The sequence below is a fragment of the Blautia sp. ZXY-1-B12 genome, assembly GCF_056339915.1.
In genome coordinates this window covers 1-24,794 of the sequence record NZ_JBWJVP010000200.1, presented here as the reverse complement: position 1 = coordinate 24,794, position 24,794 = coordinate 1, and the positions used below count along the sequence as shown (strand labels likewise).

At 38.7% G+C, this 24,794-nt stretch carries 23 protein-coding genes and 2 pseudogenes; 1 reads left to right on the top strand and 24 read right to left on the bottom strand.

Going from position 1 to position 24,794, the window contains the following annotated elements; genetic code table 11:
* From AC075L_RS12325 to AC075L_RS12305, 5 genes and pseudogenes are all read right to left on the bottom strand, one after another.
* Positions 1-481: aminopeptidase P family N-terminal domain-containing protein (locus AC075L_RS12325; RefSeq protein WP_476387737.1), on the bottom strand; the 481-nt coding region annotated here is incomplete at its 3' end.
* The gene (gene larE, locus AC075L_RS12320) at positions 478-1,326 is read right to left on the bottom strand and encodes an ATP-dependent sacrificial sulfur transferase LarE (RefSeq protein ID WP_118409248.1); all 849 of its coding nucleotides are present in this window, start codon (positions 1,324-1,326) and stop codon (positions 478-480) included. The genes AC075L_RS12325 and larE, both read right to left, overlap by 4 nt.
* A 469-nt stretch (positions 1,327-1,795) precedes the next feature.
* Positions 1,796-2,596 (bottom strand): helix-turn-helix transcriptional regulator, encoded by an 801-nt coding sequence (locus AC075L_RS12315; RefSeq protein WP_055060005.1) that lies wholly within the window; start codon positions 2,594-2,596, stop codon positions 1,796-1,798.
* Positions 2,597-2,947: 351 nt separating this feature from the next.
* Positions 2,948-4,345: an MFS transporter gene (locus AC075L_RS12310; protein WP_476387736.1), complete on the bottom strand. Its 1,398-nt coding sequence runs from the start codon at positions 4,343-4,345 to the stop codon at positions 2,948-2,950.
* Positions 4,346-4,512: 167 nt separating this feature from the next.
* Positions 4,513-7,552 (bottom strand): annotated as a pseudogene (locus AC075L_RS12305) (glycoside hydrolase family 2 TIM barrel-domain containing protein).
* A 203-nt stretch (positions 7,553-7,755) separates the two neighbouring features.
* Here AC075L_RS12305 and AC075L_RS12300 point away from each other — a divergent pair.
* Complete coding sequence (locus AC075L_RS12300; RefSeq protein WP_020993980.1) at positions 7,756-8,619, top strand: AraC family transcriptional regulator; 864 nt, start codon at positions 7,756-7,758, stop codon at positions 8,617-8,619.
* A gap of 510 nt (positions 8,620-9,129) precedes the next feature.
* Here AC075L_RS12300 and AC075L_RS12295 read toward each other — a convergent pair.
* The 19 genes and pseudogenes from AC075L_RS12295 to AC075L_RS12205 form a co-directional block, all read right to left on the bottom strand.
* A pseudogene (locus AC075L_RS12295) lies at positions 9,130-9,357 on the bottom strand (PBECR3 domain-containing polyvalent protein); the annotation flags it as partial.
* Between the two features lie 46 nt (positions 9,358-9,403).
* The gene (locus AC075L_RS12290; protein ID WP_020993981.1) at positions 9,404-9,961 is read right to left on the bottom strand and encodes a Uma2 family endonuclease; all 558 of its coding nucleotides are present in this window, start codon (positions 9,959-9,961) and stop codon (positions 9,404-9,406) included.
* A gap of 33 nt (positions 9,962-9,994) precedes the next feature.
* Positions 9,995-10,510 (bottom strand): Uma2 family endonuclease, encoded by a 516-nt coding sequence (locus tag AC075L_RS12285; RefSeq protein WP_008703578.1) that lies wholly within the window; start codon positions 10,508-10,510, stop codon positions 9,995-9,997.
* Between the two features lie 33 nt (positions 10,511-10,543).
* Positions 10,544-10,717 (bottom strand): hypothetical protein, encoded by a 174-nt coding sequence (locus AC075L_RS12280; RefSeq protein WP_008703579.1) that lies wholly within the window; start codon positions 10,715-10,717, stop codon positions 10,544-10,546.
* Positions 10,714-10,887, bottom strand: coding sequence for a hypothetical protein (locus AC075L_RS12275; protein WP_008703580.1), 174 nt, complete (start codon positions 10,885-10,887; stop codon positions 10,714-10,716). The genes AC075L_RS12280 and AC075L_RS12275 overlap by 4 nt, the downstream gene beginning before the upstream one ends.
* Positions 10,884-11,429 carry a Uma2 family endonuclease gene (locus tag AC075L_RS12270; RefSeq protein ID WP_008703581.1) on the bottom strand — a complete coding sequence of 182 codons (546 nt, stop codon included), beginning with the start codon at positions 11,427-11,429 and terminating at the stop codon, positions 10,884-10,886. Before AC075L_RS12270 ends, AC075L_RS12275 begins: the two co-directional genes overlap by 4 nt.
* Before the next feature lie 53 nt (positions 11,430-11,482).
* Positions 11,483-12,130, bottom strand: a complete 648-nt coding sequence (locus AC075L_RS12265; protein ID WP_008703583.1) for an energy-coupling factor ABC transporter ATP-binding protein — start codon at positions 12,128-12,130, stop codon at positions 11,483-11,485.
* A 280-nt stretch (positions 12,131-12,410) separates the two neighbouring features.
* Positions 12,411-13,901 carry a UDP-glucose--hexose-1-phosphate uridylyltransferase gene (gene galT / locus AC075L_RS12260; protein ID WP_008703588.1) on the bottom strand — a complete coding sequence of 497 codons (1,491 nt, stop codon included), beginning with the start codon at positions 13,899-13,901 and terminating at the stop codon, positions 12,411-12,413.
* Entirely contained in the window at positions 13,895-14,098 is a 204-nt protein-coding gene (locus tag AC075L_RS12255; RefSeq protein ID WP_008703590.1) for a DUF2500 family protein, read from the bottom strand. The genes galT and AC075L_RS12255 overlap by 7 nt, the downstream gene beginning before the upstream one ends.
* Before the next feature lie 193 nt (positions 14,099-14,291).
* The gene (locus AC075L_RS12250; RefSeq protein ID WP_476387735.1) at positions 14,292-15,488 is read right to left on the bottom strand and encodes a nuclease/transposase family protein; all 1,197 of its coding nucleotides are present in this window, start codon (positions 15,486-15,488) and stop codon (positions 14,292-14,294) included.
* Positions 15,489-15,666: 178 nt separating this feature from the next.
* Positions 15,667-16,098 carry an IS200/IS605 family transposase gene (gene tnpA, locus AC075L_RS12245; protein ID WP_008703594.1) on the bottom strand — a complete coding sequence of 144 codons (432 nt, stop codon included), beginning with the start codon at positions 16,096-16,098 and terminating at the stop codon, positions 15,667-15,669.
* Between the two features lie 70 nt (positions 16,099-16,168).
* Entirely contained in the window at positions 16,169-16,549 is a 381-nt protein-coding gene (locus AC075L_RS12240; protein WP_008703595.1) for a hypothetical protein, read from the bottom strand.
* A 93-nt stretch (positions 16,550-16,642) separates the two neighbouring features.
* Entirely contained in the window at positions 16,643-18,088 is a 1,446-nt protein-coding gene (locus AC075L_RS12235) for a hypothetical protein (protein WP_008703597.1), read from the bottom strand.
* On the bottom strand, positions 18,085-18,573 hold the full coding sequence (locus AC075L_RS12230; RefSeq protein WP_008703599.1) for a sigma-70 family RNA polymerase sigma factor: 489 nt from the start codon (positions 18,571-18,573) through the stop codon (positions 18,085-18,087). The genes AC075L_RS12235 and AC075L_RS12230 overlap by 4 nt, the downstream gene beginning before the upstream one ends.
* Positions 18,574-19,053: 480 nt before the next feature.
* The gene (locus AC075L_RS12225) at positions 19,054-20,802 is read right to left on the bottom strand and encodes a M56 family metallopeptidase (RefSeq protein ID WP_008703601.1); all 1,749 of its coding nucleotides are present in this window, start codon (positions 20,800-20,802) and stop codon (positions 19,054-19,056) included.
* A 6-nt stretch (positions 20,803-20,808) separates the two neighbouring features.
* Positions 20,809-21,198 (bottom strand): BlaI/MecI/CopY family transcriptional regulator, encoded by a 390-nt coding sequence (locus AC075L_RS12220; RefSeq protein WP_008703603.1) that lies wholly within the window; start codon positions 21,196-21,198, stop codon positions 20,809-20,811.
* A 166-nt stretch (positions 21,199-21,364) separates the two neighbouring features.
* A complete protein-coding gene (locus AC075L_RS12215) occupies positions 21,365-22,174 on the bottom strand; it encodes a hypothetical protein (protein WP_476387734.1) in 810 nt (269 codons plus the stop codon).
* Between the two features lie 628 nt (positions 22,175-22,802).
* Positions 22,803-23,114, bottom strand: a complete 312-nt coding sequence (locus AC075L_RS12210) for a hypothetical protein (RefSeq protein WP_049896285.1) — start codon at positions 23,112-23,114, stop codon at positions 22,803-22,805.
* A 171-nt stretch (positions 23,115-23,285) separates the two neighbouring features.
* Positions 23,286-24,668: an AAA family ATPase gene (locus AC075L_RS12205; protein ID WP_118409275.1), complete on the bottom strand. Its 1,383-nt coding sequence runs from the start codon at positions 24,666-24,668 to the stop codon at positions 23,286-23,288.
* Between the last annotated feature and the right edge of the window lie 126 nt (positions 24,669-24,794).

Below are 24,794 nucleotides of genomic sequence, written 5' to 3'. Positions count from 1 at the left end.
GCTCTGTAACCGGTTCACAAGAAAGTACCGGACGGTTTTCCCATATATCGCCTGCCAGATCGTGATCAACACTGAGAGACACACCGTTTTCATCCAGCATTTTCTCCAATTCTGCTGCCTCTTTTGCACTGACAGTACGTCCGTCAAATCCCAGACACCTTCCCTGTGTCAGATTTTTTTTCAGAAATTCATGAACTGTGGGAACTTCCGGTTCACCCATTTTAAATAAAGTAATTCCTGTTCCCTCCAGCTGATCTGCAGCCTGGATAAAATAACGTCCATCCGTCCATAATCCTGCCATATCCTGCATGATCACCGCAGTGCCTGCAGAACCGGTAAATCCTGTGATATATTTTCTGCATTTGAAATATTCACCTACATATTCTGAACCATGAAAATCATCTGTAGGAATCAGATATGCATCAATTCCTGTCTCTTTCATGCGTGCACGAAGTGCTGCTATTCTATCTTTTACTGTCATTCGTTTTTACCCTTAAGGCTGCTATCTGCAGTCATTTTATCATTTTCGCCAAGTGTTTCGTTCATACTTCCCATACGATATCCCAGAATATCCATGGTCACATAAGTGAATCCATACTCCTTAAATTTCTTTGCAATATCCTCTCGGACATTTTTTTCCAGAAGTTTCGGAAATTCCTCCGGCATGATCTCAATTCTTGCAAGTGAACCGTGAATACGGACACGTACCTGATGGAATCCATAGTCAAGTAAAAGCTGCTCTGCTTTCTCAACCATTCCAAGCTTTTCCTCACTGATGGTCTCTCCATAGACAAACCTGGAGGACAGACAGGCAAATGACTGTTTGTCCCAAGTCGGAAGCCCCAGTTCCTTTGAGTATTCTCTGATCTCCGCTTTCGTCAGCTTCGCCTCACGTAGCGGGCTCTTAACTCCAAGTTCTTTTACGGCGATCAGACCTGGTCTGTAATCGCCGTTATCATCCATATTTGATCCCTCTGCAATATATTCAATCCCATTCTTTTTTGCAATATCGCCAATCTTCTCAAACAGTTCTTTTTTACATAAATAACATCTGTTCGGAGGATTCTTTGAAAATCCTTCAATCTCCAATTCCTCAGACTGGCAGATCACATGCTGAATCCCCTCTTTCTCGCAGAATGCCTTCGCTTCATTCAGCTCTCTTTTCGGGAAAGAACAGGATTGAGCCGTAATCGCAATCGCCTTATCACCCAGCACATCATGAGCTACTTTTAATAAGAATGTAGAATCCACTCCACTTGAAAAAGCAACTGCTACACTGCCAAGTCCCTTCAGATATTCTTTTAAATGTTCCAGTTTATTTTCCATATCAGTCTGCCTCTTGTCCGTTTTTTATTGTACCTGTAGCACTCCTCGTAAATAATGTATATTGATCCGGCTTAACAGAGCGTGAAAGTTGAACTTTCTCAAATGTATTATTTAACAGGGTGCTATAGCTTCATTATAATATAGGCAACGACTGTTCAGCAACCTATTTTTCGCATTGCGAAATGTGTTACTGAAAATAGAACGAACAATATTGATTTATGTTTCTTGTATCTTTTCTAACGCTTCCCCGACTTCTGTTACTTCTTTAAATAGTTTCTAAAGTAACAGCCTCTCTTAACTTCTTTATTTACGGTTTGTCTACTTCTTTTTCTGAAGCAGTTCTCCGTTTGTTTCTTCCCCATTCATACATGACATAATAATTAACCACTACCCCATATTATAAATAATACCCAGAGATACTTATTTCAGACTGATAATCAGATTTTTATTGAATTTATTAATCTATATGTTATGACAACATATCTTTCAGACATGTACTCCGGTAGTCACTCGGTGATATTTTATATCTTTCTTTAAATACTCGGTTAAATGTTCTCTGACTTTCAAATCCACTATCCAGACAAATGTTTGTAATAGAATCACTCGTATTTTCCAAACGATGGCATGCATAGTTCAGCCTTGCATCGTTAAGATATTGATTAAAGTTTCTATGGAATGTTTTGGAAAAGAGTCTGGATAAAACATATTTGCTCACCCCCAGATCTTTTGCCATCTCTTCCAGAGAAAACTTCTTCTTAAAATTTGCTGATATATAGGAAACTGTCTGGTAAATAAGATCGTTGCTCCCCACATTACTCTTTTCTACCAAATTTAATTTTCCTATGCAGCGTGCCAACACAATTTGAAGATATGCCTGTGCAACAGTAATATCCGACTGTTCTGTCTCTAAAATTGCATTTATAACCCTATATACCTCCGGTTCAACCTTTTCCTCTTTGATGATTGGGTATTCAGGAGCCATGGATTGCATGATATCTGCAAATTTGGCTATCGTAAATGGCGATGCAATCAGATAAGTCGCTTTATTTACACCGGGTGTCAGTACCTGATAGTGATGAATAACATCTGGAAATACAAAGCCTATATCTCCTTTTTCCATATGGTATAGTTCCTGTCCGACACCAAATTCTAATGCTCCACTTGTTACACAAACGATCTCCAGTGCATTATGAAGATGTGGTTCAATATGTTTTGACTTCCTATTTATTGCTATGATCTCCTCTTTTGTGTCAACATATTTTAACTGCATGAAATACTCCCCTTTGCAACATTTGTCTATATCTTCTTTCGATTTGGCAAGCAATCCTTTTACACCTATCTTATAATCAACTTGTAAATAAGGAAAGGAGGAATTGCAAATGAGCAACCTAAAAAAATATCTGAATGACCTTTTAGTATTCTACACTGAATATTTTGAGCATCCTTACCATGTATAAATACTAAAAGGACTATTTTGTGAAAACTGAATATTTTCTTAAGGCCATTTCACAAAAATGAAGTGGTCCTTTTTTATTTTCAAAATACAGTTCAATCACTTTATATATAGAAAAAAGCACTGTCTCATCGAGCAATGACCAGACAACGCTTTCTCCTGTCAATTCTAATTTATGTCCGATGCATCTGTTACTTCATCTGCAGCAATTTCTTTTTCTGCTTTCAGTTTTTTATTTACATCTTCTACATTCATTCTTGAAAGTACAAACATAATCAATACATCAAAGATTAACGGAAGCCAAAGATACATAAACTGCATCATATCAAGTGCAGACTGCGGCTGAGTTGCATTTGTTCCGACATATCCACTGAACTCAAGCATCCATCCAACAACAGCGGTTCCAATACCTCCACCGATTTTTACGCCAAGAGAAGTACAAGAGTACATCGTTCCGTCAATTCTCTTTCCCTGTGTAAGATAAGTGTATTCAGAGCAGGATGCGATAACTGCATTCATATCTCCCTGCCATGGTCCCTGACCTAGGGCTGCAAGAGCTGTAAACGCCATCATCAGCGGAACACTGCCCATATATCCAGCAATAACAACAAGTGCTCTACCAATGACTGCTAAAACATAACCTCTTAAGTTCAGTTTGTACATACCTTTCCACTTACCAACTAAGGTTGGTGTAAAAATTAAGGCAATGATCAGTGGAATATTAACTGCCCATGCAAATTGTCCAAACAAATTCTTATTTTTCAGTACCCATGTCATGTAATAAATGCCAGCTCCAATCATGGCACCATATAACTGCTGTAAAATATATGTTCCACAAATCATCATGTAATATTTGTTTTTAACAAGAAGCTTGAATGCCTGTACCATTCCGTACTTTTCATTATCATCCTTTACTTCTCCTTCGTTAAGTTCTTCCTCAGGAAGTTCCTTAACAGAAAGTGCTGAAATCGTATTTATGACAAGACCAATGATTGCATAGATAATAGCAACCGTTCTCCATGCCGCAGCATCTCCACCACATTTATCTACAAATCCAACTGTAATCGCCTGAATCAGAAGACTTGTTGAAAATGCAAAAATAAAACGGTAAGATCCCATCTGCACACGCTCTTTGCTGTTCTTTGTAATCAGTGACGTAAGTGCTGAGTAAGCAATATTGTTTGCTGTATAAAACACACCATTTAACAGTGTATAAGAGATAAAGAACCATGCGTATTTAGCCGTTGTTCCAAAGCTGACTGGTATTGCAAAGCAGCAGACCAGCGTAATGGCACAACCAATGTATCCGTATAGCATCCATGGCTTCGCTTTTCCCATTTTACTGTGTGTTTTGTCAATCATTGATCCAAAAAATATATCCGTAAAACCATCAAATAGTTTTGATACGGCAATCAGGGTACCTACGACACCTGCAGCAAGTCCTACTGAGTCCGTCAGATAGACCATCATGAAAGATGTCAGGAAGGCATAGACTACATTACCTGCAATATCACCTGATCCATATCCAATTTTGTTATACCATTTCAAATACTTTTTTTCTTCCATCGAATTTCTTTGCTCCTCATCTTCATCGCACTTAGAATCTCAATATGTCTAACCGTATGATGTCTAATTATATTTTTTTCTCTGTTTTTGTCTGATTGCTCTGTATATCCGGACTTTACATTGCAATCAGACTATCCTTCTTTGTTTACGAGTTACATGAAACTTTATTATCCCTTTACATACGGTATCAGCGTAAACTGGAACCGGAATAATACATCATCAAATCGGTACTGATCCAATACAACTGGACCACAACTATTAGAACCAATGCCATTTAATGCGTAGTCAACGCAAAATACTACACTATCTGATTCTGTCAGTTCATAATTATGCGTTTTCTTCTCAAGTTCTTCCTGCGTATAATAAGAAGCATTGAATGAGAAGGCATTTTCCGCAGATACCACAATTCCATATCGGCTGTTGTTAAGCTCTACATATTCACAATCATAATGGCTTCCATTTTCCTGTGGGCGAATATAATCCTCATGCAAATCATCTACATTTGCATGATACAAACCGTGGCTCGCAGCCTGATGTTTGTCACAATAGCTTTCCTGTGGTCCCATTCCAAAGTATCGTGCAGCTGAAAGTTTTTTATCCAGGAACATCCTCACACCAAATCTTGGCAGGTCCGGAAATTCATCATCTTTTGTTACTGCAATATCTGCATCAATCTTTCCAGCAGCTTCTATTTTCCATGTGATCGTCACATCAAGAATCTTCTGTACTGTCTCTGCCACAACGGATGCATGGCTTGTAATTTTCACACCATGCTTTCCCTGCACGACCTCTGTCGTGTAAGCTCTTGTATAAGCTTTATCATAATGGGCTTTCTTCCATTCAGACTTGATGTACATATCATTATCTGTTGGTGCCCTCCAGATATTTAATTCCATCGGGTGGTTCAGATATTCCCGACCTGCAAATTTCATCTCTGTAAAAAGTGCAGTCCGTCGGTCGATTGTATATGCGAATTCACGACCTTTGATATGAATCTGTGTATCATCTTCACTCACCTGTAATTCAGAATCCGTCACTGTTTTTTCAACCCATTTTTCTGCTAACTGGCATTTGGCATCCTTCTGGCTTACTTCGATCTCATCAAATCCAAGGATATGGTCTTCATCCAACAGTGGCAATTCCTTTTTCAGATGGTAAATAAATTTTAAATAACATTTTCCACTCTCTGGCACATTGATTTTAAGGTTTATTTTTCCTTCACTGTGTGGTGCTGCTGAAACTTCTGGGAGTTTACCTTTGCTGATTACAAGCCCGTCCTGCGTCAGTTCATAACTGATCTTCACATAATCTTTCAAGTCATCAAAATCCATGTAGTTATGAAGCACCAGTTCTCCGCTTTCTTTGTCATAGGAAATAACCCTTGCCGGGCGATAAACATTCTTGTATTCCAAAAGTCCTGTATGTACCGTTCTGTCCGGATATACTAATCCATCCATACAGAAGTTGCCATCATGAATTTCTTCGCCATGGTCGCCCCCATAAGCATATATAGTCTTTCCATTCTCAGCAGTTCCATGAGCAATCGCATGGTCACACCATTCCCAGACAAAGCCGCCGCACATTTTATCATTATCCTGAATCATCTGGAAGTAATCTTCAAAATCTCCAGGTCCGTTTCCCATGCTGTGACAGTACTCTACCAAAAGGAAGGGTTTGCTTCCATCTTTATCCAGATATTCCTGAATTTCGGAAAGCGCTGGGTACATCCGGCTGTACACATCCAGATTGCTATAATCATATGTTTCATCATAATTACGGTATCTTGCACTCTCATATTGTGTGATACGGTCTGGATCAAAATTCTTTGTCCATTCCAGTGCTTTTTCAAAGTTGCAGCCATAAGCACTCTCATTTCCCATTGACCACATGACAATACAGAAACGGTTTTTGTCACGTTCCACCATGAGTTTTACGCGATCAACGATTGCCTCTTCCCATACCGGATCATCTGCAATCTTCTCATTCCATCGTTTGAACCGATTGTAATCGGTGTCTTCTTTTCTGTAGATCATAAATGGACCATGAGCTTCAATATCTGCTTCATCTATTACCATGAATCCATACTTGTCACACATTTCATAGAAAAATGGTGCGTTCGGATAGTGGCTGGAACGGATCGCATTAAAATTATGCTGCTTCATTAACGTAAGATCGGTTGTAATCTGTTCCAGATTGATTGTAAATCCAGTAACCGGATCAGAATCATGTCGATTGACACCACGGAATTTAATCTTCTGTCCATTTAAATAAATAACCTGGTCTTTAATCTCTATCTTTCTTAATGCAATGTGATCTACAATTACTTCATTCTCTGTTTCAAGAATCAGTTTATATAGATATGGATTTTCTGTATTCCAAAGTTCCGGACTTGCGATTTCTAATACAGCTGTTCCTTCTTCAGCAATACTTCCTAGTGCTACAACTGCTCCGTTTCTATCTTCAATCGAAATTTTTACATTTAACGGAGAGTAGAATTTCATTTCAATTTCTACTTTCGCAAGCATATCCTCAATTCTTGTTTTAATATGATAATCACTGATTGCCTGTTTTGGGCGTTTCAAAATGTACACATCCCGGAAAATACCACTCATACGGAATTTGTCCTGATCTTCCAAATAGGAACCATCACACCACTTCATGACCAGAACCGCTATGCTGTTCTCTCCGTCCCGAAGGAGGTCGGTGATATCAAACTCACTGGTCATATGAGAAACCTGGCTATACCCTACATAAGAGCCATTGATCCATACATAAAAGCAACTGTCTATTCCTTCAAAATTCAAGAAAGCTTTTGGTGCATTTTCATCTTTGTGATAGACAAAGGTATGTGCATATGTTCCACATGGAATATCCTGTGGTACATACGGTGGAATCAAATGGGAACGGATACCTGATGTTTGTATACTGATGTGTGTCATATCCTGCCATCTGCCATACACTCGGAACCTGAATCTCATCAAAATTTTCTGTATCATAATCTTTCTCAAAGAAGGGTTCCTGAACATCATAGATACTGTTAAAATACTGGAACTTCCAAGTTCCGTTCAATAACTGCATTCGGTCTGACTCTTCCCTGTGCTCCACCAGGTTATCCATTCTTTTGGATGCCGGAATAAAATAGGCTCTGGCTGGCATTGTATTTTCATGCAGTACGCTTAAATCCTCATAATAACGTGGTACAATCATAAATAACTCTCCTTTAATACATATACATTTTTTTGCACTTTGTTTTTCCACAGCAAACCTTGTCTTTTACTTTTATGTTTACGCTTCTCTGTTTTGCTATATATATCTTATCCTAATCTGCAAAACATGTCTATGAATTGGATTAGACAAAATATGCACTAAATGATACAATAACAAAAAAAAAGGAAAAGAGGTGCTACCATATGTATATGAATACCGGTTATTTAAACCACTCCCATATGGATTTCAAAGACAAAAGTCGCCCACTGGTTGTAGGAAGTTGCGGTACTTACCGCCTTTCCAGCCATCCAAAGTTACCAACCTACCGTCCAAAGGGACGCCTGGATTATCAGATTATCTATATCACTGCTGGTTGTGGGCATTTTCATTTTGACAATGTGGATAACGAAACGATTGTCCCCGCCGGTAATATTGTACTGTACAGACCGAAGGAACTTCAGAAATATGAATATTATGGAAAAGATAAGACAGAAGTATACTGGATTCATTTTACAGGCAACAATGTAAAAAATATCCTACGGCAATATGGATTCCCGGATAAAGAGCGTGTATTTCAGGTCGGGACCTCTATGGAATACGAACAGATTTTCAAGCGTATTATCATCGAGCTTCAGCGTTGCCAAGATAATTATGAGGAAATGCTTGTCCTTTTGCTCCGTCATCTTCTTATCATCTTTCATCGGGAACTGACCAGGGAACATATCTCGAAAAATGAATACCTGGATCACGAGATGGATAACGCAGTTACCTTTTTCAGTGAAAATTATAACCAGAATATTAGCATAGATGATTATGCTGCCTCACGTGGAATGAGTGTCAGCTGGTTTATCCGAAACTTCAAAAAATACACAGGTTCTACACCAATGCAGTTTATTGTGGGAATCCGAATTAACAATGCCCAGATGTTACTTGAAACAACAACCTATTCCATCAATGAAATTTCTAAAATCGTCGGGTATGATAATCAGCTTTATTTCAGCCGGCTTTTCCACAAGCTGAAAGGATATTCCCCAAGAGAGTACCGAAAGATAAGAAACAAATTCTAAAATCCACAATATCGCATTGGCTTGTATCGTTATTTTTCTATTTTGCAAAGTCATTAGTTTCGCTTCTACTTGTGACGTATCAAGATCTGCCGTCACTTTTATTTTAAAATATGACATGTAAAACCTCCTTGTATATTATTATATTATGATATTATTTTAAAAAATTGCATAAGAAAAGAGACTACCTATTACGATAGTCTCTTACATCCTTAATAAAAGCATAATTATTTTTGGATGGGCGGTGTATCCATCATCTCAGGTACTCTTTTCAGAGTGCGTCAGGAACCTTTTCTGACCTCAAAAATAATTATGCTTGTTATTATCATATTCACTTTCTATAAAAAGAAATACTATTTAATTTCTTCTTTGTCAGGATTATTCTTTCTGTTTTCAATGCTGTTTTTTTCACACGTTACTGTTCACTCCGTTCACAGTAACGTAGCCAAAATTCATTCCAGATTGCCTGCGGCAATGGAATTTTGGCTTGTATGTCTCGGGATTTTGGCATATTCATGCCAAAACACCTCGCGGGACAGTGGTGTGTGAACAGTAACTTTCACACTCAGTAATAACTTCCTTAATCCTTCCACTATGCAAACGTCTTACTATTTTTGATTCTTGTACTTCATGCATAGTTGCAACATATAAATAGTCCCCATCTTTATCTAATTTTATCCCAATTAAAATATTATCTTTATAACACTTAATTAATTCAAAAGAACTATTTTCCTTTTCGTTTGGATTAACTCCCGAGGGCTTTCATACTGCTCATATTAAATTGTGATCATTCTACGTTCTCAAACATCTCCGCTAATGTCATGGAGATTTTCGGAAAGTCTTTCAATGTCACCACTGTATCTGCATTATAATGTTCTTCTTCTGAATCATCCTGAAGAATGTAACTGTATTTCAAATCATATTTACCATTTTCCAGATAGTAGATTTCTACAGCCCGCTCTCTTGGTGAAATGATCCAGTATTCCTCAACTCCTGCATTCTGGTAAAGCTCCTTTTTGACAGTCTTATCTCTCAATGCAGTCGCAGGACTAAGAGTTTCCACAATAAATCTGGGTGTACCAGTATAGGAACCACCTTTCAAATGCTTACGGTCACATATAATCATCACATCTGGTATCACATAATCATTATTCTCCTGTGCATGATATTTATAATCCAGATTCTCCATGAAAACCAAGCACAATGTTCCTTTTAATCCACTTTTTATAATGGAATAAATATTACCATCTACAATCCCATGCTGATAATTTGGTGACGGTGACATATCATAAATCACACCATTGATCTTCTCTTCTTTTCTATATTCCTCTTCAAGTAATGGCATATTCACTCACCTCCTACAATTCCATACTATATCTTAGTAGTCAATCTCATCAAACAGATCTTCAAAGGTTATCTTAATATTGGGAAAATGAACCAATCTTAATTCATCCTTGTTTTCTTCGCTAATAGTTTTCCAGAGATAATATTTGGGAATATCATTCTCATCATAGTCCAGTTCATAAATCTCTATTGTTTTTGTACGCCAATCAACAATCCAATATTCCTCTATCTCCTGTTGCGCATATAATTCCATCTTTTCTGTACGATCATATTTTTCGGTTGATGGAGATAAAACTTCCATAACAAAGCGTGGGGCATCTGTAAATGTATTCCCTCTCCTGGATTTAGTACGACAGTTTATAGAGGCATCAGGAATGACTATCTTATTATTTCCCTCAGCATCTTTAAAACGGTACTGTACATTATCGGAATAAACATAACAAGTGCTGTTTTTTAACTGATATCTGACCGCAGCCACAAAATTGACAATAACTGATGAATGTTCTGGTGTAGCACCTGCCATATCTGTAATCTTTAAATTCCAATCCATTCTATATGCTCCCTTCGATGAAAATAAAGCTTTTTATATTGTCAAATCTATCATCATTTTGTCTATATCTGTATACGATTTTCCTAGAGAAGGATTCTGTTTCATCTGTTGTACTTCATTAATTGCAGATATAGTCTCACTGTTTGGTATTTCTCTGGTAACTTCTCTTGAATAAATCTCCCTATGTTCTTTATTCAAAATTATCATTTAGCAAGCTCCTTATATGCTTCCATATTCTGTTTAATTAATCGTTCCGAAATTGCTGTCACATCTTCTACGTCTGCTATTTTCTGTGCTTCTGCCAGATTTTTATAATCCTCGTATACGAAATCTGCATTCATATATTCTTTTGCACGTTTTGTCATATTATCACTCATAATTCCATACTTCCGAAATCAATCACAAAATCTTCATAGATTCCCACTTTAACAAAATCCTGTAAGGTATAATCATTAACACTTTCATCACCGGTAAAATTATATACTATAACACGATTCTTCTCAGGATCAACAATCCAATATTCCTTAACACCTGCGAAACGATATTTCAGAAGCTTCAACAGGTAGTCCATTTTCTTACTTGCAGGTGACACAATCTCAATAATCCAATCAGGTGCGCCCTTACATCCTCTATCATCAAGCTTATCTGGATCACAAATTACAGAAATATCTGGCTCTACATAGGTATTACTTCTTTCATCCAAGTAAACAGCAAATGGTGCAGCATAGACCTCGCATTTTCCTTTATGTTCTTCAATATAACGATCAATAATACTGACAAGTCTTGTTGAGATACGCTGATGCTTTCGGCTTGGTGGTGCCATCATATACATACGACCATCAATCAGTTCTGCTCTTTCTCCATCTGGTAAAGCATATATATCATCTATAGTATAAGCTTCTTCTTTCAATAATGGCATGTTATCACCTCCAAGTGAGCTTAGCTATAAATATATTATAATATAGATTATGCCTATTCAGCAACCTGTTTTTTGATTCTGACAAAACAGATATAGATATCAGCATCGGCAGCAGTCATCTTAGACTCCAGATCATGGGTTGCAATGATCTTTGTTGTCGGAAGCTTCTGCAGGATCCGTATCAGCCGTCTCCGGTTCTTTGGGTCTAATGCTGTTGATGGTTCATCCATCAGCATTACCTTTGGGTTCATTGCAAGGATGGTGGCTATGGCAGCCATTCTCTTTTCGCCACCTGACATCTTATAATTCTGGCGGTCTTTCAAATGTATAAGGTCCAGTTCTTCCAAGGCCTCCCTGGCAAGCTGATCTGCTTCTTTTCTGCTCTTACCATAATTTAATGGTCCAAATATCATATCTTCATAAACCGTCGGCATAAACATCTGATTATCAGAATCCTGAAACACATACCTCAGGCATTGCCAGATTCTACTTGAATTTTCCTGATTTACTTCTATTTCATCAACAGTGATCTTTCCCTTTGCAGGGATCAGTCCCAGCATTGCCTTCATTAGCGTAGACTTCCCTGCACCATTGGCTCCGATCAGACCCACCTGTTCTCCTTCACTGATATGGAAAGACACATAATTCAAGGCATTTTTCTCTTCTCCATATCCAAATACTACATTTTCAAATTTTATCATTTTCGTCTACACTTTCTATACAAACATTCTTCCCAGCAGCACTGTGACTGAGCATGTTCTCATCAAAATAAATACTGATACCCAGAAAATCACATATCCCCAGGATACAAGTTTGTTATATACTTTCTCTGCATAATAAAACTCCCCATGGAATCCCCGCAATTCCATACTTTCGTATAATGCAACTGCCCGCATCCATGCTTCTTAAGAGTAGCTGCCCTAAAAAAATGGGAGGTTTCACTTACCTCCCATTTTCCCAAAAATCCTTTTATTTCAGTTTTTATAATGTTTCAAGAAAACGCATAAATGCTTCTCTTCCCTCGGTCGTACATTTGTATACTCCTGCGTCTTCCAGAACATGGGTAAATACGATTCCAATCTCTTTCTGAAGAATGCCATGGATGTTTTCTTTTGTGATTTCCGGATATTTCGGAAGGAACTTCTTAACCCACTCTGCATGTTTCTCAATCTGTTCATTTGAAGAAATATCTTTGCCTTCGAGAATATACTCTTCCAGAAGTTCCATCTCACCTTTTAATCTGGCTGGAAGAACTGCAAGTCCCATAACTTCGATCAGACCGATATTTTCTTTCTTAATATGATGATATTCTGCATGCGGATGATACACGCCCAGCGGATGTTCTTCTGTTGTAATGTTGTTTCTTAATGTCAGATCCAATTCGTAGATATCCCCTACTTTACGTGCAATTGGTGTAATTGTATTATGAGGCTCTCCATTGGTTTCAGCATAAATAAATGCTGCTTCGTCAGTATAACCTCTCCATACTTCCAGCACATGTGTTGCCAGATCTACCAAACGGTTAGAATCTTTATGACGAATACGAAGTACAGATAACGGCCATTTTACAATTCCAGCCTCTACATCTTCAAATCCCGAAAGTACCACGTGCTGCTCAATTGGTGCTTTTGCCATTGCAAATGTATAATGTCCACCCTGGAAATGATCATGGCTTAAGATCGATCCGCCTACGATCGGCAGATCTGCATTAGATCCAAGGAAATAATGCGGAAACAGTTTTACAAAATCAAACAGTTTAATGAATGCATTTCTCTCGATTTTCATTGGAGTATGCTGGCAATTAAATACAATACAATGCTCATTGTAATATACATACGGAGAATACTGGAATCCCCAAGGAGTATCATTGATTGTGATCGGAATAATCCTGTGATTCTGCCTTGCCGGATGATTAACACGTCCCGCATATCCTTCATTTTCCGGGCAAAGAAGACATTTCGGATAGCTTCCGGATTTTACATTCCTTGCCGCGGCAATTGCTTTTGGATCTTTTTCCGGTTTGGACAAATTGATGGTAATATCAATCTCACCGTATGGACTGTCTACCTTCCACTTTTGATCCTTCTCTACGCGATATCTGCGGATATAATTGCTGTCCTGACTCAGTTTATAAAAATAATCGGTTGCTTCCTTTGGGCTTTCTTTATATTTATCCCAGAATTCTTTTTGCACCTGGCCTGGACGCGGCATCAGACAGTTCATTAATCTGGTATCAAATAAATCCCGGTATACAATACTGTCTTCGATCAGTCCTCTTTTTACGGCTTCATCCAGCAATTCACCCAATGTTGCTTCAAGATTAACAGATTCCTCAATGTTGTCCGGTTTCTCATAGTCATCCTCATGAAAAACGTCCAGCAGAAGATTTGTTGTGTAGTTTCTTTCACATTCCGGTGTCAGACCTGTTGTAATTCCATACTGTACCAGTTTTGCAATGCTTTCACTTAACATTTTTCTTCCTCCTGTGCTTCACTTTTAAATTTATATTTTTGGTAACATATATACCGATTTCCCTGATAAGTCAGCATACCTCGATCGCCTTTTTCCAATTCACGAAAATCTCCCTGTTGCATTTGAAATTCCATCAAACTTCCATCTGTCATCTCAAATACAACGCGAAACCAAGGTACATGTGCTTCAGACTGCATATGGGTATAGATTCCTTGCTTCTTGTGGATCTCACATGACTAAAGTCACATGCTCCTCAGCCGCTTTAAGCGACAAGGCTAAATATCGGCGGATACGCCTGTAACTTAGGATATGCGCAGTCATGCGCTTTTTTCCATGCCAGATATGGCAGGTTCCCACACCACAGGTAGTCCGCTGTATATCTGCCTGTGTTTATGCTGCTCTTAAGAGTTCCATTTCTAAAAATAGTTCTCTTAAGTCCGCATATACACATGAGATCCTACGCTTTACTGAAGGGACTTTTGCCTCCAGCAAAGACCTTTCCGTTACCGGAATGGGTTTTAAAAGTTCCCGTATAAAATATCTTGCTCCAATATTATAGGACGCTGAAAGATCACAGTTATATCTTTTTCCATTCTGGAATGTACATAAACTGTGATTGCCCGGATCGCGGACAACTGTTCCTGACCCATCATAGGCAAGCCTGCTGGTATTCCATGCACAGATTCTGGAAATCCGCATCCCTCTGCGATGCGCCTGATGTTCACATCTTTTCTGGATATCTCTTTTTCTCCACAGATGCAGCTTCTGTTTCTTTCTTCCGGATATCTTTCCTTTTATTTCCAGATACTCAAACACAATCACATCCACATGGTTTTCTTCTGCATATCCTGTGACTGCACCTGCAATCTTTCTTCCAAGTTCTGTGTTAAGACGCTTCGCGTAGGCCCATCTGCTTTTCACCTGTGCAGAACCATGTTTCCTCTGGAACCTGCTTATTCGTCCCAGCACACGGTACATCCGGTCTTTTTCACTGGGAAAATCAATAAACTTTCTTCCCAGGACAGTTCCATCTGCCCGCATAATGGTACAGACTGCATCCGTATTGAGTCCTAAATCCACACTGCAGATGATCTGTTCTTTTACAGGTGTCTTTGTAAGCGGCACTTCTTCCGTATAAGAAAAGCGCAGGAAGTATTTACGATGCCTTTTTTCCAGCACGGGTGCTGCAGCTTTTTTTCCTGCCCAGTTCTTTCTTAGATATTCCATATCTGTATGGCTGAGGCTGACCCGGAACCATTTCCAGTCATGACCATCATAAAGTTTCAGGCACGCTCCATCTTTTTCTTCTGTATCCTCACGATACATCACATCTCGGTAGAATACCGGCATGGCATGATTATCACACACCAGCTTCGGCCTGCCGCCTTTCTGATCCGTTTTTTTCCACAGTTCCATCCTTGTCTTATATGAGGATACACTTCCCAGGGCATGCTGGATAGCTGCCCTTCTGAGATAAGAAGGCATCTTTGGAAAACGCAGGTCAAAATCAAACCTTGCCTGGTTCTTTTTGGTGGTATGTACCAGATGTTCTGCCGTGTTGAAACGGTTTTTAGGTTCTGTGATCACTGCCAGTTCATCCCATATCTGGGCATAGATCTCAATCAGACAACTGACCGCAGAAACGATAAATATCCAGTGTCTGGCGGATCGGGATATTTTGTTTTCGCAATTCTACACCATAACTGGATACTGTCCTCATCTTTTTTCCTCTTTCTTACAAATATAAAAAACGGATTCTTTCAGGTTACTGTTTTTCTTTTTGCCCCTCGATATAAGAACATACCTGTTCCCTGCTCCTGTCACTCACCGTTACTGCACAATAAGATGGATTCCACAGATGCCCTCCCCAAAGCTCTTTCTTCAGTTCTGGATGCGCAAGAAACATCTGCCGGGCAATGTTCCCCTTCATGATCTTGATCATATCAGAGATATAAAACTGTGGTCTGCAATCTACAAGCAGATGGATATGATCCGGCATAACCTCCATTGCCAGAATCTGAAATTTATATTCTTCTGCAAGATCACAGAGCATTTCTTTGCATTCTGCATCAATACCATCTTTTAAAACCTTTTTCCGATATTTTGTGCACCATACCAGATGGTACTGTAGGGAATACACATATCCTCTACCATATGAAAGTTCATTATTATTGATATTAAACATATTTTTCTCCATGTTTATATTATATCATATGCAAGAAGTGTTTGCAAACATTTGTTCTGCTCGTTTTTTAAAAAAAGTGCGCCTAACTCATCACTAAGTAACGAGAATGCGACGCACAGTTATTCAATTCCTGCCGAAATCCATACGGTGTCCAGAAGCTCATTCCACCGATATGCAGATAGTTGAAATTCGCCAGCTGATAAAGGAAATTGTTCTGCATACCAATTCCGGCAGATGGAAGTATGGTGGAGAACCATGTTGCTCCCATCGCCACATAAGCAAAAAGCGGCATGAAAAGAACCACAATAGAGATCAGTAAAACCGTCAGGGTATCTTTAAACTTCGCAGACAGGAATAGCGTACAGCTAACCGTTGCTAATACGGAGAGCAAGCCTGCTGCGGCAAGAATTATCTGCAACTGTCCCAGATTGATGTTTGGCAGGTTAATGATAGAGTATAGCATCTGGAATGATGTTTTTAAGCAATCCGTACCGAACGCTGCATCTAAAAGAAGCTGCCCACTACGGACAGCCTCTTCTCTATAATAAGATTTTCATTACTGATATATGTCCACCAATCCTGTTTTTAACATTGAATCTGAAAACTCATATGCAGCTCCATCACCGTTAAGATTCAGATACATATTATTCAAGTCATTCTCATTTACGATCCATGCCATATTCACCTGTATACTCTCACCAGGTTTTAATGAAGAAATATAGTTTCCTCCATTTCCATAATCCTCTGATATACTGTTGTATGTCATTTCAGCTGTACGTGCAACACCATCCCATATAACACGATCGTAGTCATCTCCGGACTGTTCTGTCGGATCGTAAATTTGATATGATCCATCTTCATGGTCCATCAACAGCAATGTACCAATATAAAGCATATGGTTAATTTCTTCATCTGACTTATTGGTATAAGTAACTGTCGCATAGACGAGCTTTTGTTTCACACTTTCTGTTTTTACAATCTCATCCACTGAATCAATGCCATTACCGGACTTAATATAAGACAGCGTATTATTTACTAAATTTCCATCAGTTCCAACTGCATCAGTCCATTCTTCCGGCACATTATTCTGACCAAGCAGCTGCAGATTGTCCTCCACCTGAACAGCATCAACACAAACTGAAATTTTATCATTTTCAATATAGTTGCCATCTCTGTCTTCACCAGATGCTGATATATCAAACACTTCACCAATCTGATGCATTAGCAATTTATTATCTGCAATAGAAGTCATCACTGCTTCTCCCGATGATTCTTCAGGGGATACCATTTCGCTCCACGTATACAAACCAGCGGTTTCAATCATTGTATCATTTTCAGTGATTACAAGGTTTTCTACCACTTTAATGGCATCCTCTTTTGAAATATCATCACCGATATAAACAGTAATTACACGATATACATCTGGGCGAAGAAGGTAAATCCTTTGATTAAAAGATCCATCCTCTGCCAGGTCATTATATTTAAGATATACACCTTCATAATTGCCAAAAGTTCGTTCCTCACAGTCAACAACATTCTTATCTTGCATTACTTTGCTCAAATCATCCTCGTCTAAAAGCACAGATGCAAAGCTGAATCCTCCGGTTCGATCATGCTCAGGATATTCCAGATGAAATTCATCAATCCATTCCATTCCTTCTGGAATATATCCTGCTGAGATATCTATATCATGAATTCTTTCAGGAAGATTAATTTTCCCTGTGCTGCCATCCGCCTTAATTCCCGTTACGATACTGTAGGCTCCTTGTTTTTCTAAAAACATATGATATAATTTGGTACCTGCATAGACTATGGTCGATGTAGCCAATACACATACGGCTATTGCTGCAGCCACTCTGGCACCTGTCCATTTTTTCACTCTCCTTGTCTGAATATTAACCACCTTCGTGTCCTGTAGCTGTTTTTTCACTTCGCTTTGGATCATCGTGTGGATGAACTCCGGAGTTTCAGGAATATCTTTTTTCATATCTTCTAACCTCATACTGTCAACTCCTCACTTTCCTGTAAATTACGCTTAAGCTTTCCCCGTGCTCTGGCAAGTCTTTTTTGAACTGCTCCCTCGGTTATCTCAAGAATCTGCGCAATCTCTTTTATGTTGAAATCCTCAATATAGTACAGAATAACTGGCATTCGTAATTCTTCTTTCAAAGAATTTACGGCTCTGTACAAGTCGCTATAGTCAGTTCTCTGATCTGTCTCAATTTCTGTCATTTCACTCATCCCTTCCAAAGAAACAAGTTTACTCGACTTTCTCAAAAGAGTATAACACTCATTGATCAATATACGAATCAACCAAGTCTTGGCATATTTGTCATTTCTCAAAGTTCCAATCTTTGAAAATGCCTTAACAATCGTTTCCTGAATAGCATCCGCACAATCTTGATCGTTAATTAAAATTGTTTTGGCAGTAGAATACAATTGTCTCTCTGAATTGAGAATCAACGTCCCTAATTCTTCTTTGGTCACTTTAACACCACCTTCTTTAGCCGGCCGGCAATTTTCATTTACATAGATTAGACGTACAGTTTTTCAAAATATCCCCAAATAAACTTTATTTTTTTAATAATAGAGGAAATAAATCTTTCCCCTCTGTTGACATTATACACCTGTCTTACTTCTTACCCATATACAATTGTGAAGGCTTTTTCCAACGTCGGTACATTAAAAAACGATAACTATGCCCGGACCTGGTTAATCCGTATCTTAATCAACGAATGTTACAGCCTTGTGCGTAAATCCAGTAAATTTATCCCATTGGAAAATCTAGCTGACAGACAGGAGCCGGAATCATCAACGGTATCCAAACAGATTTTGGCTTTTTGCACAACATCAAAATCAAAGAAAGAGCTTGCAGCATTTTGCGGCTTCAAAGATTTAAGAAACTTCATTTTGAATAAACAAAGGAGCAGGGCATTGGGTAGCATCCCCATTGTCCTGCTTCTTTGTTTATTCTGTATAGATGTTCCCATTCTCATCCGTCCAGGTGCCATCACCATTGTCTGTGTATCCGACCCCATCTGCGTCACAATAGTAATAATCTCCGTTTGTTGTTTCTTTTACAGTAACGGTACCGTTACTGCCCTGGAGTTCATGCTGTTCCAGTTGGTTTCCGGAATAATAATCTTCGTCATTCCAGGTACGATATGAATTGCCATTAGCATCTGCCCAGTTTCCATCTCCCTGATAACTGTATCGGCTCCCATAATAATCAGAATAGGTCCCATCTCCGTTATCGTAAAGAACTCTGGATTCTTCATCTCCTCCACCCGGTGCTACAATTGATGCTACACCGGAAGTAGTAGTGAATCCACTGGTATATGGTACGCCTGCTGGCAGATTTTCATAAGATGAAACAGACCCGTTGTTGTCAGAGGTAATTCCATCATCGGTCGTTTCACTTACCTGTCCGCTGTTTTCCATGGCAGGTTCATCATTTGTTTCCGCATCCGCTTTTTCCTCTTCGTCTACAGAATCCTCTGTATCTGTATTCTCTGTCACTCCTCCTTCGTCCTGTGTTTCAGCAGCTTTCTGCATAGTTACCATTTCAGAAAACGGTGCATAATCCGGTACATTATTTTTCTCTGGATCTGCATTTTTTTCAATACCAGACTTCTCCGTCTCTACTGAAACTGTATCTGTCCCGGCAGAGACATTAAATACCAGATTACCGCCTGCAAGCAGCAGCGTCACAAGAATTCCCGGAAGAATTCCTTTGCGGAGTTTCCGAATGTTCACCATATACAGAATCCGATCTTTAAACACCATTTCGCTGTCATTAAGACTTGCTGTCACATATGGAATCTGATTTTCCATGGCCACTGTCCTGAGAAGCAGCTGTCGATATAATTTATGTTCCTTTTTATTAACTCTGCGAACAACCGCTGTATCACACAGATTTTCAATATCCTTATCCGCTTCTTTCAGCATGATAAGAAGAAAGGGATTGAACCAGTATATCGATGCACAGATTCGAAGGAGCATCTTATACCAGAGATCCCGATGGCAATAATGTGTAAGTTCATGGTAAAAGATAAGTTTTCTTTCTTCTGCTGAATACCCGGTTGCTGGTAGATACAATTTTGTATGTAAAAGTCCTGCAAGAAGCGGTGTGGTAAGACCTGCGTTTTGCCTGAGCTCCGGTATTCTGCGTACGTGCTTCTTTTGACACGCTGCACGGTACATCTGAATACTCACCGTATCACTTACCTGTAGACTCATCCGTTCCAGATTCCTTATAGAAAAATAATATGCCAGCAATTCTCCTGTCAGTTTAAGTACCGCTACGCTCAGCCAGACAGCAACAAAAATCACAGCCACAATTCCCAGCCATTTATCTGATTCGTACCTGACAGTTCTCTTTTGTTCCGGGATTTCTGTCAGATTTTTCATGTCATTGCTCGCAGATGATACGGTTTCTGTTATCTTCTGACTTTCCTCTGGTCTGACTGCGTAATCCGTTATCTTCGGGTTTTGCGTATTCTGTTGACTGCTTCTAAGTACTTTGAAATCCACCAGTGCCAGATTCGCCGGAAGGCGCACCGGAACACAAAGGCTTATCGTAATCAACAGCCAGATAAAGTACTTCCATCTCGCTGATACACGTCCTTTAAACAGAGTCGCAAGCACTTTTACCAGTAAAATTACTATTGCTGCAATAATATTCAGTTTCAGAATGTGCAGAACAAGAACCTCCATAATTTGCTATTCCTCCCTGTCCTCCAGGTTCTTAAGAAATTCACTGAGATCCTGGACTTCTTCCGAGCTGATCTTCTTTCCATGATAAAGTGAAGTTACAAACTTTTTTAGTGAATTCCCATAAAGTTTCTCAAGAACACTCTGGCTTTCATGTGCCTGATAATCTGACTGCGAAACCAAGGGTGTATACAGATTCATTTTTCCCTGTTTCGTCACTTCCACGAAATTTTTGTTCTCCAATCTGGTCAGCAATGACAAAATTGTTGTTGATGCAAGCTTTTTCTTCGTATTGATCACTTTTTCAATCTCCGGTCTGGTCATTGGCGGAGTATTATTCCAAAGAACGAGCATAATATCCAACTCTGATTCCGGAAGTCTCTGGTAAGTTTTTTTCACTTTTTCATACCTCCTGTTACATATTTTCTACAAATGTAGGAATAATTCTATTTTACCACGGTTCACGGAAATGGCAAGGGCTTTTGCACAATTTGCAAATGCCCTTGCCATTCCTGCAGCTACTGACCACTATCAGTCTATTTCTGTATAACTGCTGCCATTTTCATCACTCCATGTCCCGTCTCCGTTGTCCGTAAATCCTGTACCATTTTCTGTCCTGGAAATAATAATCACCATTTGTAGTTTCCGTAACCGTCACAGTATTACCGTTTGCATCCTGAAGGTCATGCTGTTCCAACGTATATCCCAGATGATGAGTGTCATCATTCAGAGCTGAGTAGGTATTTCCATTTTCGTCGGTATAAGTTTCATCCCCATTATCGGTATAGTTCATTCCATCATCTCCACGATATTCACAAGAATAATCTTTGTGAAGAATGTAATTAATCTCAATGGTATTTCCATCACTGTCAACTAATGTCATTGGTGAGGTAGTAAGGATATCTGAATCTCCTCCTGACTTCTGACTGGCAGTATCTGTAGTTGCCTTATCAGAATCATCAGAAGAATCATCGGTCTGGTTTTCATTCTCCTGTCTGGTAAGCGAAGGATTTCCGGGATAAGAAATATATTCTACAAATTTTCTGACGTCACTGATGTCATCTGCATCTTTTGCATATCCCACTGCCATATACAGGCTATTTCCCTCTGAATAAATTGTCTGATAGCAGGCATCGTATGTGTCATTGCATTTGGCAATCCCTGTTTTGACATCCTCCAGCGAATATTTATAGATATTTACATAATCATTTCCGTTCGTATAGCTTGCATAGGTACCTTCAGTATCTGCTTTTTCCCATTCAGATCCAGCCGGCGGCTGTGTATAGAAATCGTTATTTCCTGCTGCCATAACCGTTGCAGCTGAAAAAATCCCAAGTGTTGCTACCGTCATAAGTGTCATAAATTTTGTCTTCATCGTGGATTCTCCTAGAGTTTTATTTTCTACATCTGTAGAAGTTAATTATATTCTACAACTGTAGAATATAATTGTCAATTTTTTTTTTTATATTTTTTTATCAACTCAGTTTAATTTCTATTTTTCCTTCCACTGGGCTATATAAATCTAGAGGATATTCATCACTTTCATAAACACGTCCTTCGCCTTCTCCAAATGATTTTCGGCATACTGGACATGATAGCCAGAACTAACATTTTTTTATTTTTCTGCAATCGTATTTCCATCAAAAGTTCCGTTTTACAACATTCCTGCAGTAAAAAAAGGCCTTCCCGGATAGACCATTATTGTTCCTGTCCATCCAGAAAGACCTGAAAATTAAAATGTTATATTTCTTAGAAATTTTCCATTAAATTTCTGCAAGCATTTAAATAAAATCATGGGGCTCGTTTTTCGCAAACTTCCCATCTAGGAAAGCAAAAGTTTTGTCTTTCATCCATGTTCCCATAAATGCTCCGAAAAGCAGGATAACTACAACCACCCGCATAGCAGGTGGTTTATTTGTTTCCCAAAGTTCCGTTTTTCGGATCAGCAAAAAATTTTACAATGGAAGAATACGGTAAAAGTCAACGGATTTTTTTTACCAGTTTTACCCAATTTCCAGCTGTTCAAAAAAGACAGCCACATTGCAATAACTGCAATAACGATTCAGTGAATTATTTCCATCCATGATAAATTCCCAGGTATCTTTATAAGTACCACATACATAAAAACCATCGTCATGTAAATATTCCAGGAATTTTTCCAGCTGATCTGTATATTGGTCTGCGATGTCAAATGCCAGATCTTCCTTTTCATCATCAGTCAGATTTTCTGCCCGGTCATGCAGCACATGTTCCATATTTCTGGAAAAATAGTAGATCTCGTAGGGAAATCCTGCCACAGTTTTCCGGTTATACAAAGAATATACAATCTTTCTCTTGCTTAGATTTCTACGGATCAGCCGATCCTTATTTTTTGCCTCTATATGTGCATCAAAATATTTCGTTCATGATCGTTTACCAGTTTCGTAAATATAACAGCCAGTGCATCTTCATCCGTCGGCCCTTCTACAAGAAACAGAATAACTTTTTTAGTCATTAGCACGTATCCTTCCTGCCCGCCTCATAGCAAGCTCCATCTCATATATATTTGTTTCATTGTAGAGCTTTTCTTTTTGCCCGCCAAGCTTGATTGTCCGCAAATAAGATAACCGGGTATTTTGCGTATTTTTGATATAAGTAGATTTTATATAGCAATTCTCAGGATTCACAGTCGTATAAAGCAGAGCATCGTTTTCAAGGATTTCCAATGGGCGTAAGTTATGTGATGTAAAGATCAATTGTCCTTTAGCTTTATCCTGCATAACTTCTAGGCATTCTCCCAGCAAATACTCATAAATACCAGAATCCAGCTCGTCTACCACAAGGCAATAAGACTCTCTGTTATAGCAGGCAACTAAATTACTGCAAATAGAAATCAGCTTCTTTATTCCTGCGGATTCATACAAAAGCGGAATCCGGTTCTCTCCACGCATGGCAATGATTTCAAACTGCACTCCGTCTTTTCCTTCCTTCAATAGCTTATCAAACGCATTATAAATTTCTATATTGATCTCAGGTATTAATGATTTTATTACAATATTGATCTGCTTGATCGTATTTGCTACATAAGGAAAAACTTCTTTTGGCACCACATTTATATCTGTGAAGCGTAAGAAGATGCTTTCGCCTTTTTTTGGTATCGTATCCGGCCAGTCAATATTAACGGGCATATTTTCCAGATTTAAGGATAAATAACCGTATTGCGCGTTTTCAACAACAGCAAGATCATAAATTCCATATTTCTGAAAACACTGACTCAGTAGAGAAAGCAATGCAGCCTCACCTTCAGCTTTTTCAAAGACTTCCTGTGCTTTTCTTGAAAATAAAAAGGAACTTACCTCCGGAACACCCTTTTCCTCATTATAGTTCTGTGTTGCCTGCTCTGCGACTCCAAGTGCAATAACATTCTGGATATCCTTAGAAAAACGCTCATACAATTTCACCGGACGAAAAAGCTCTTTCCTGCCTTTTTGGTAATCAAAAACAGGTGTGATCCGTTTTCCTTCGGACATTTCTCTCTGGCTGAATTTTTCTTTGCTGATGCAGAAGCTCTTTTTACCGTTTTTCTGCAGTTCAATTTCATATTCTACCAGATAGCATTTTTCTTCGATTTTTAGTTCAAAGCGATACTTTACAGTGGAGGTACCACTTGCTTCATTTATATAGTAATAAAAATTCGCCGGGATCTGACGTCCGGAAAGAAGATATTTCAGCAATACCATACAGTCTACAACTACTGTTTTTCCAGATCCATTAGCTCCATAGATTCCTAAAATGCTTCCCTTTTTATTTTGGGGCATTTCAATTTCACCATGTATCACGTTTTTTATGTTGTTGATTTCTATTCCCAAAAGCCGAACAACGTATTTCATCTCTATCACATCTCCTTTCAGCTCCATTCACCTGTACTCAGTATATCTTGTTATATCTCAAGAATCAATTCTTATTCTTATTTTGTTAATATTTTTAACATTATTCGAATTTTTCTCATGTAAACT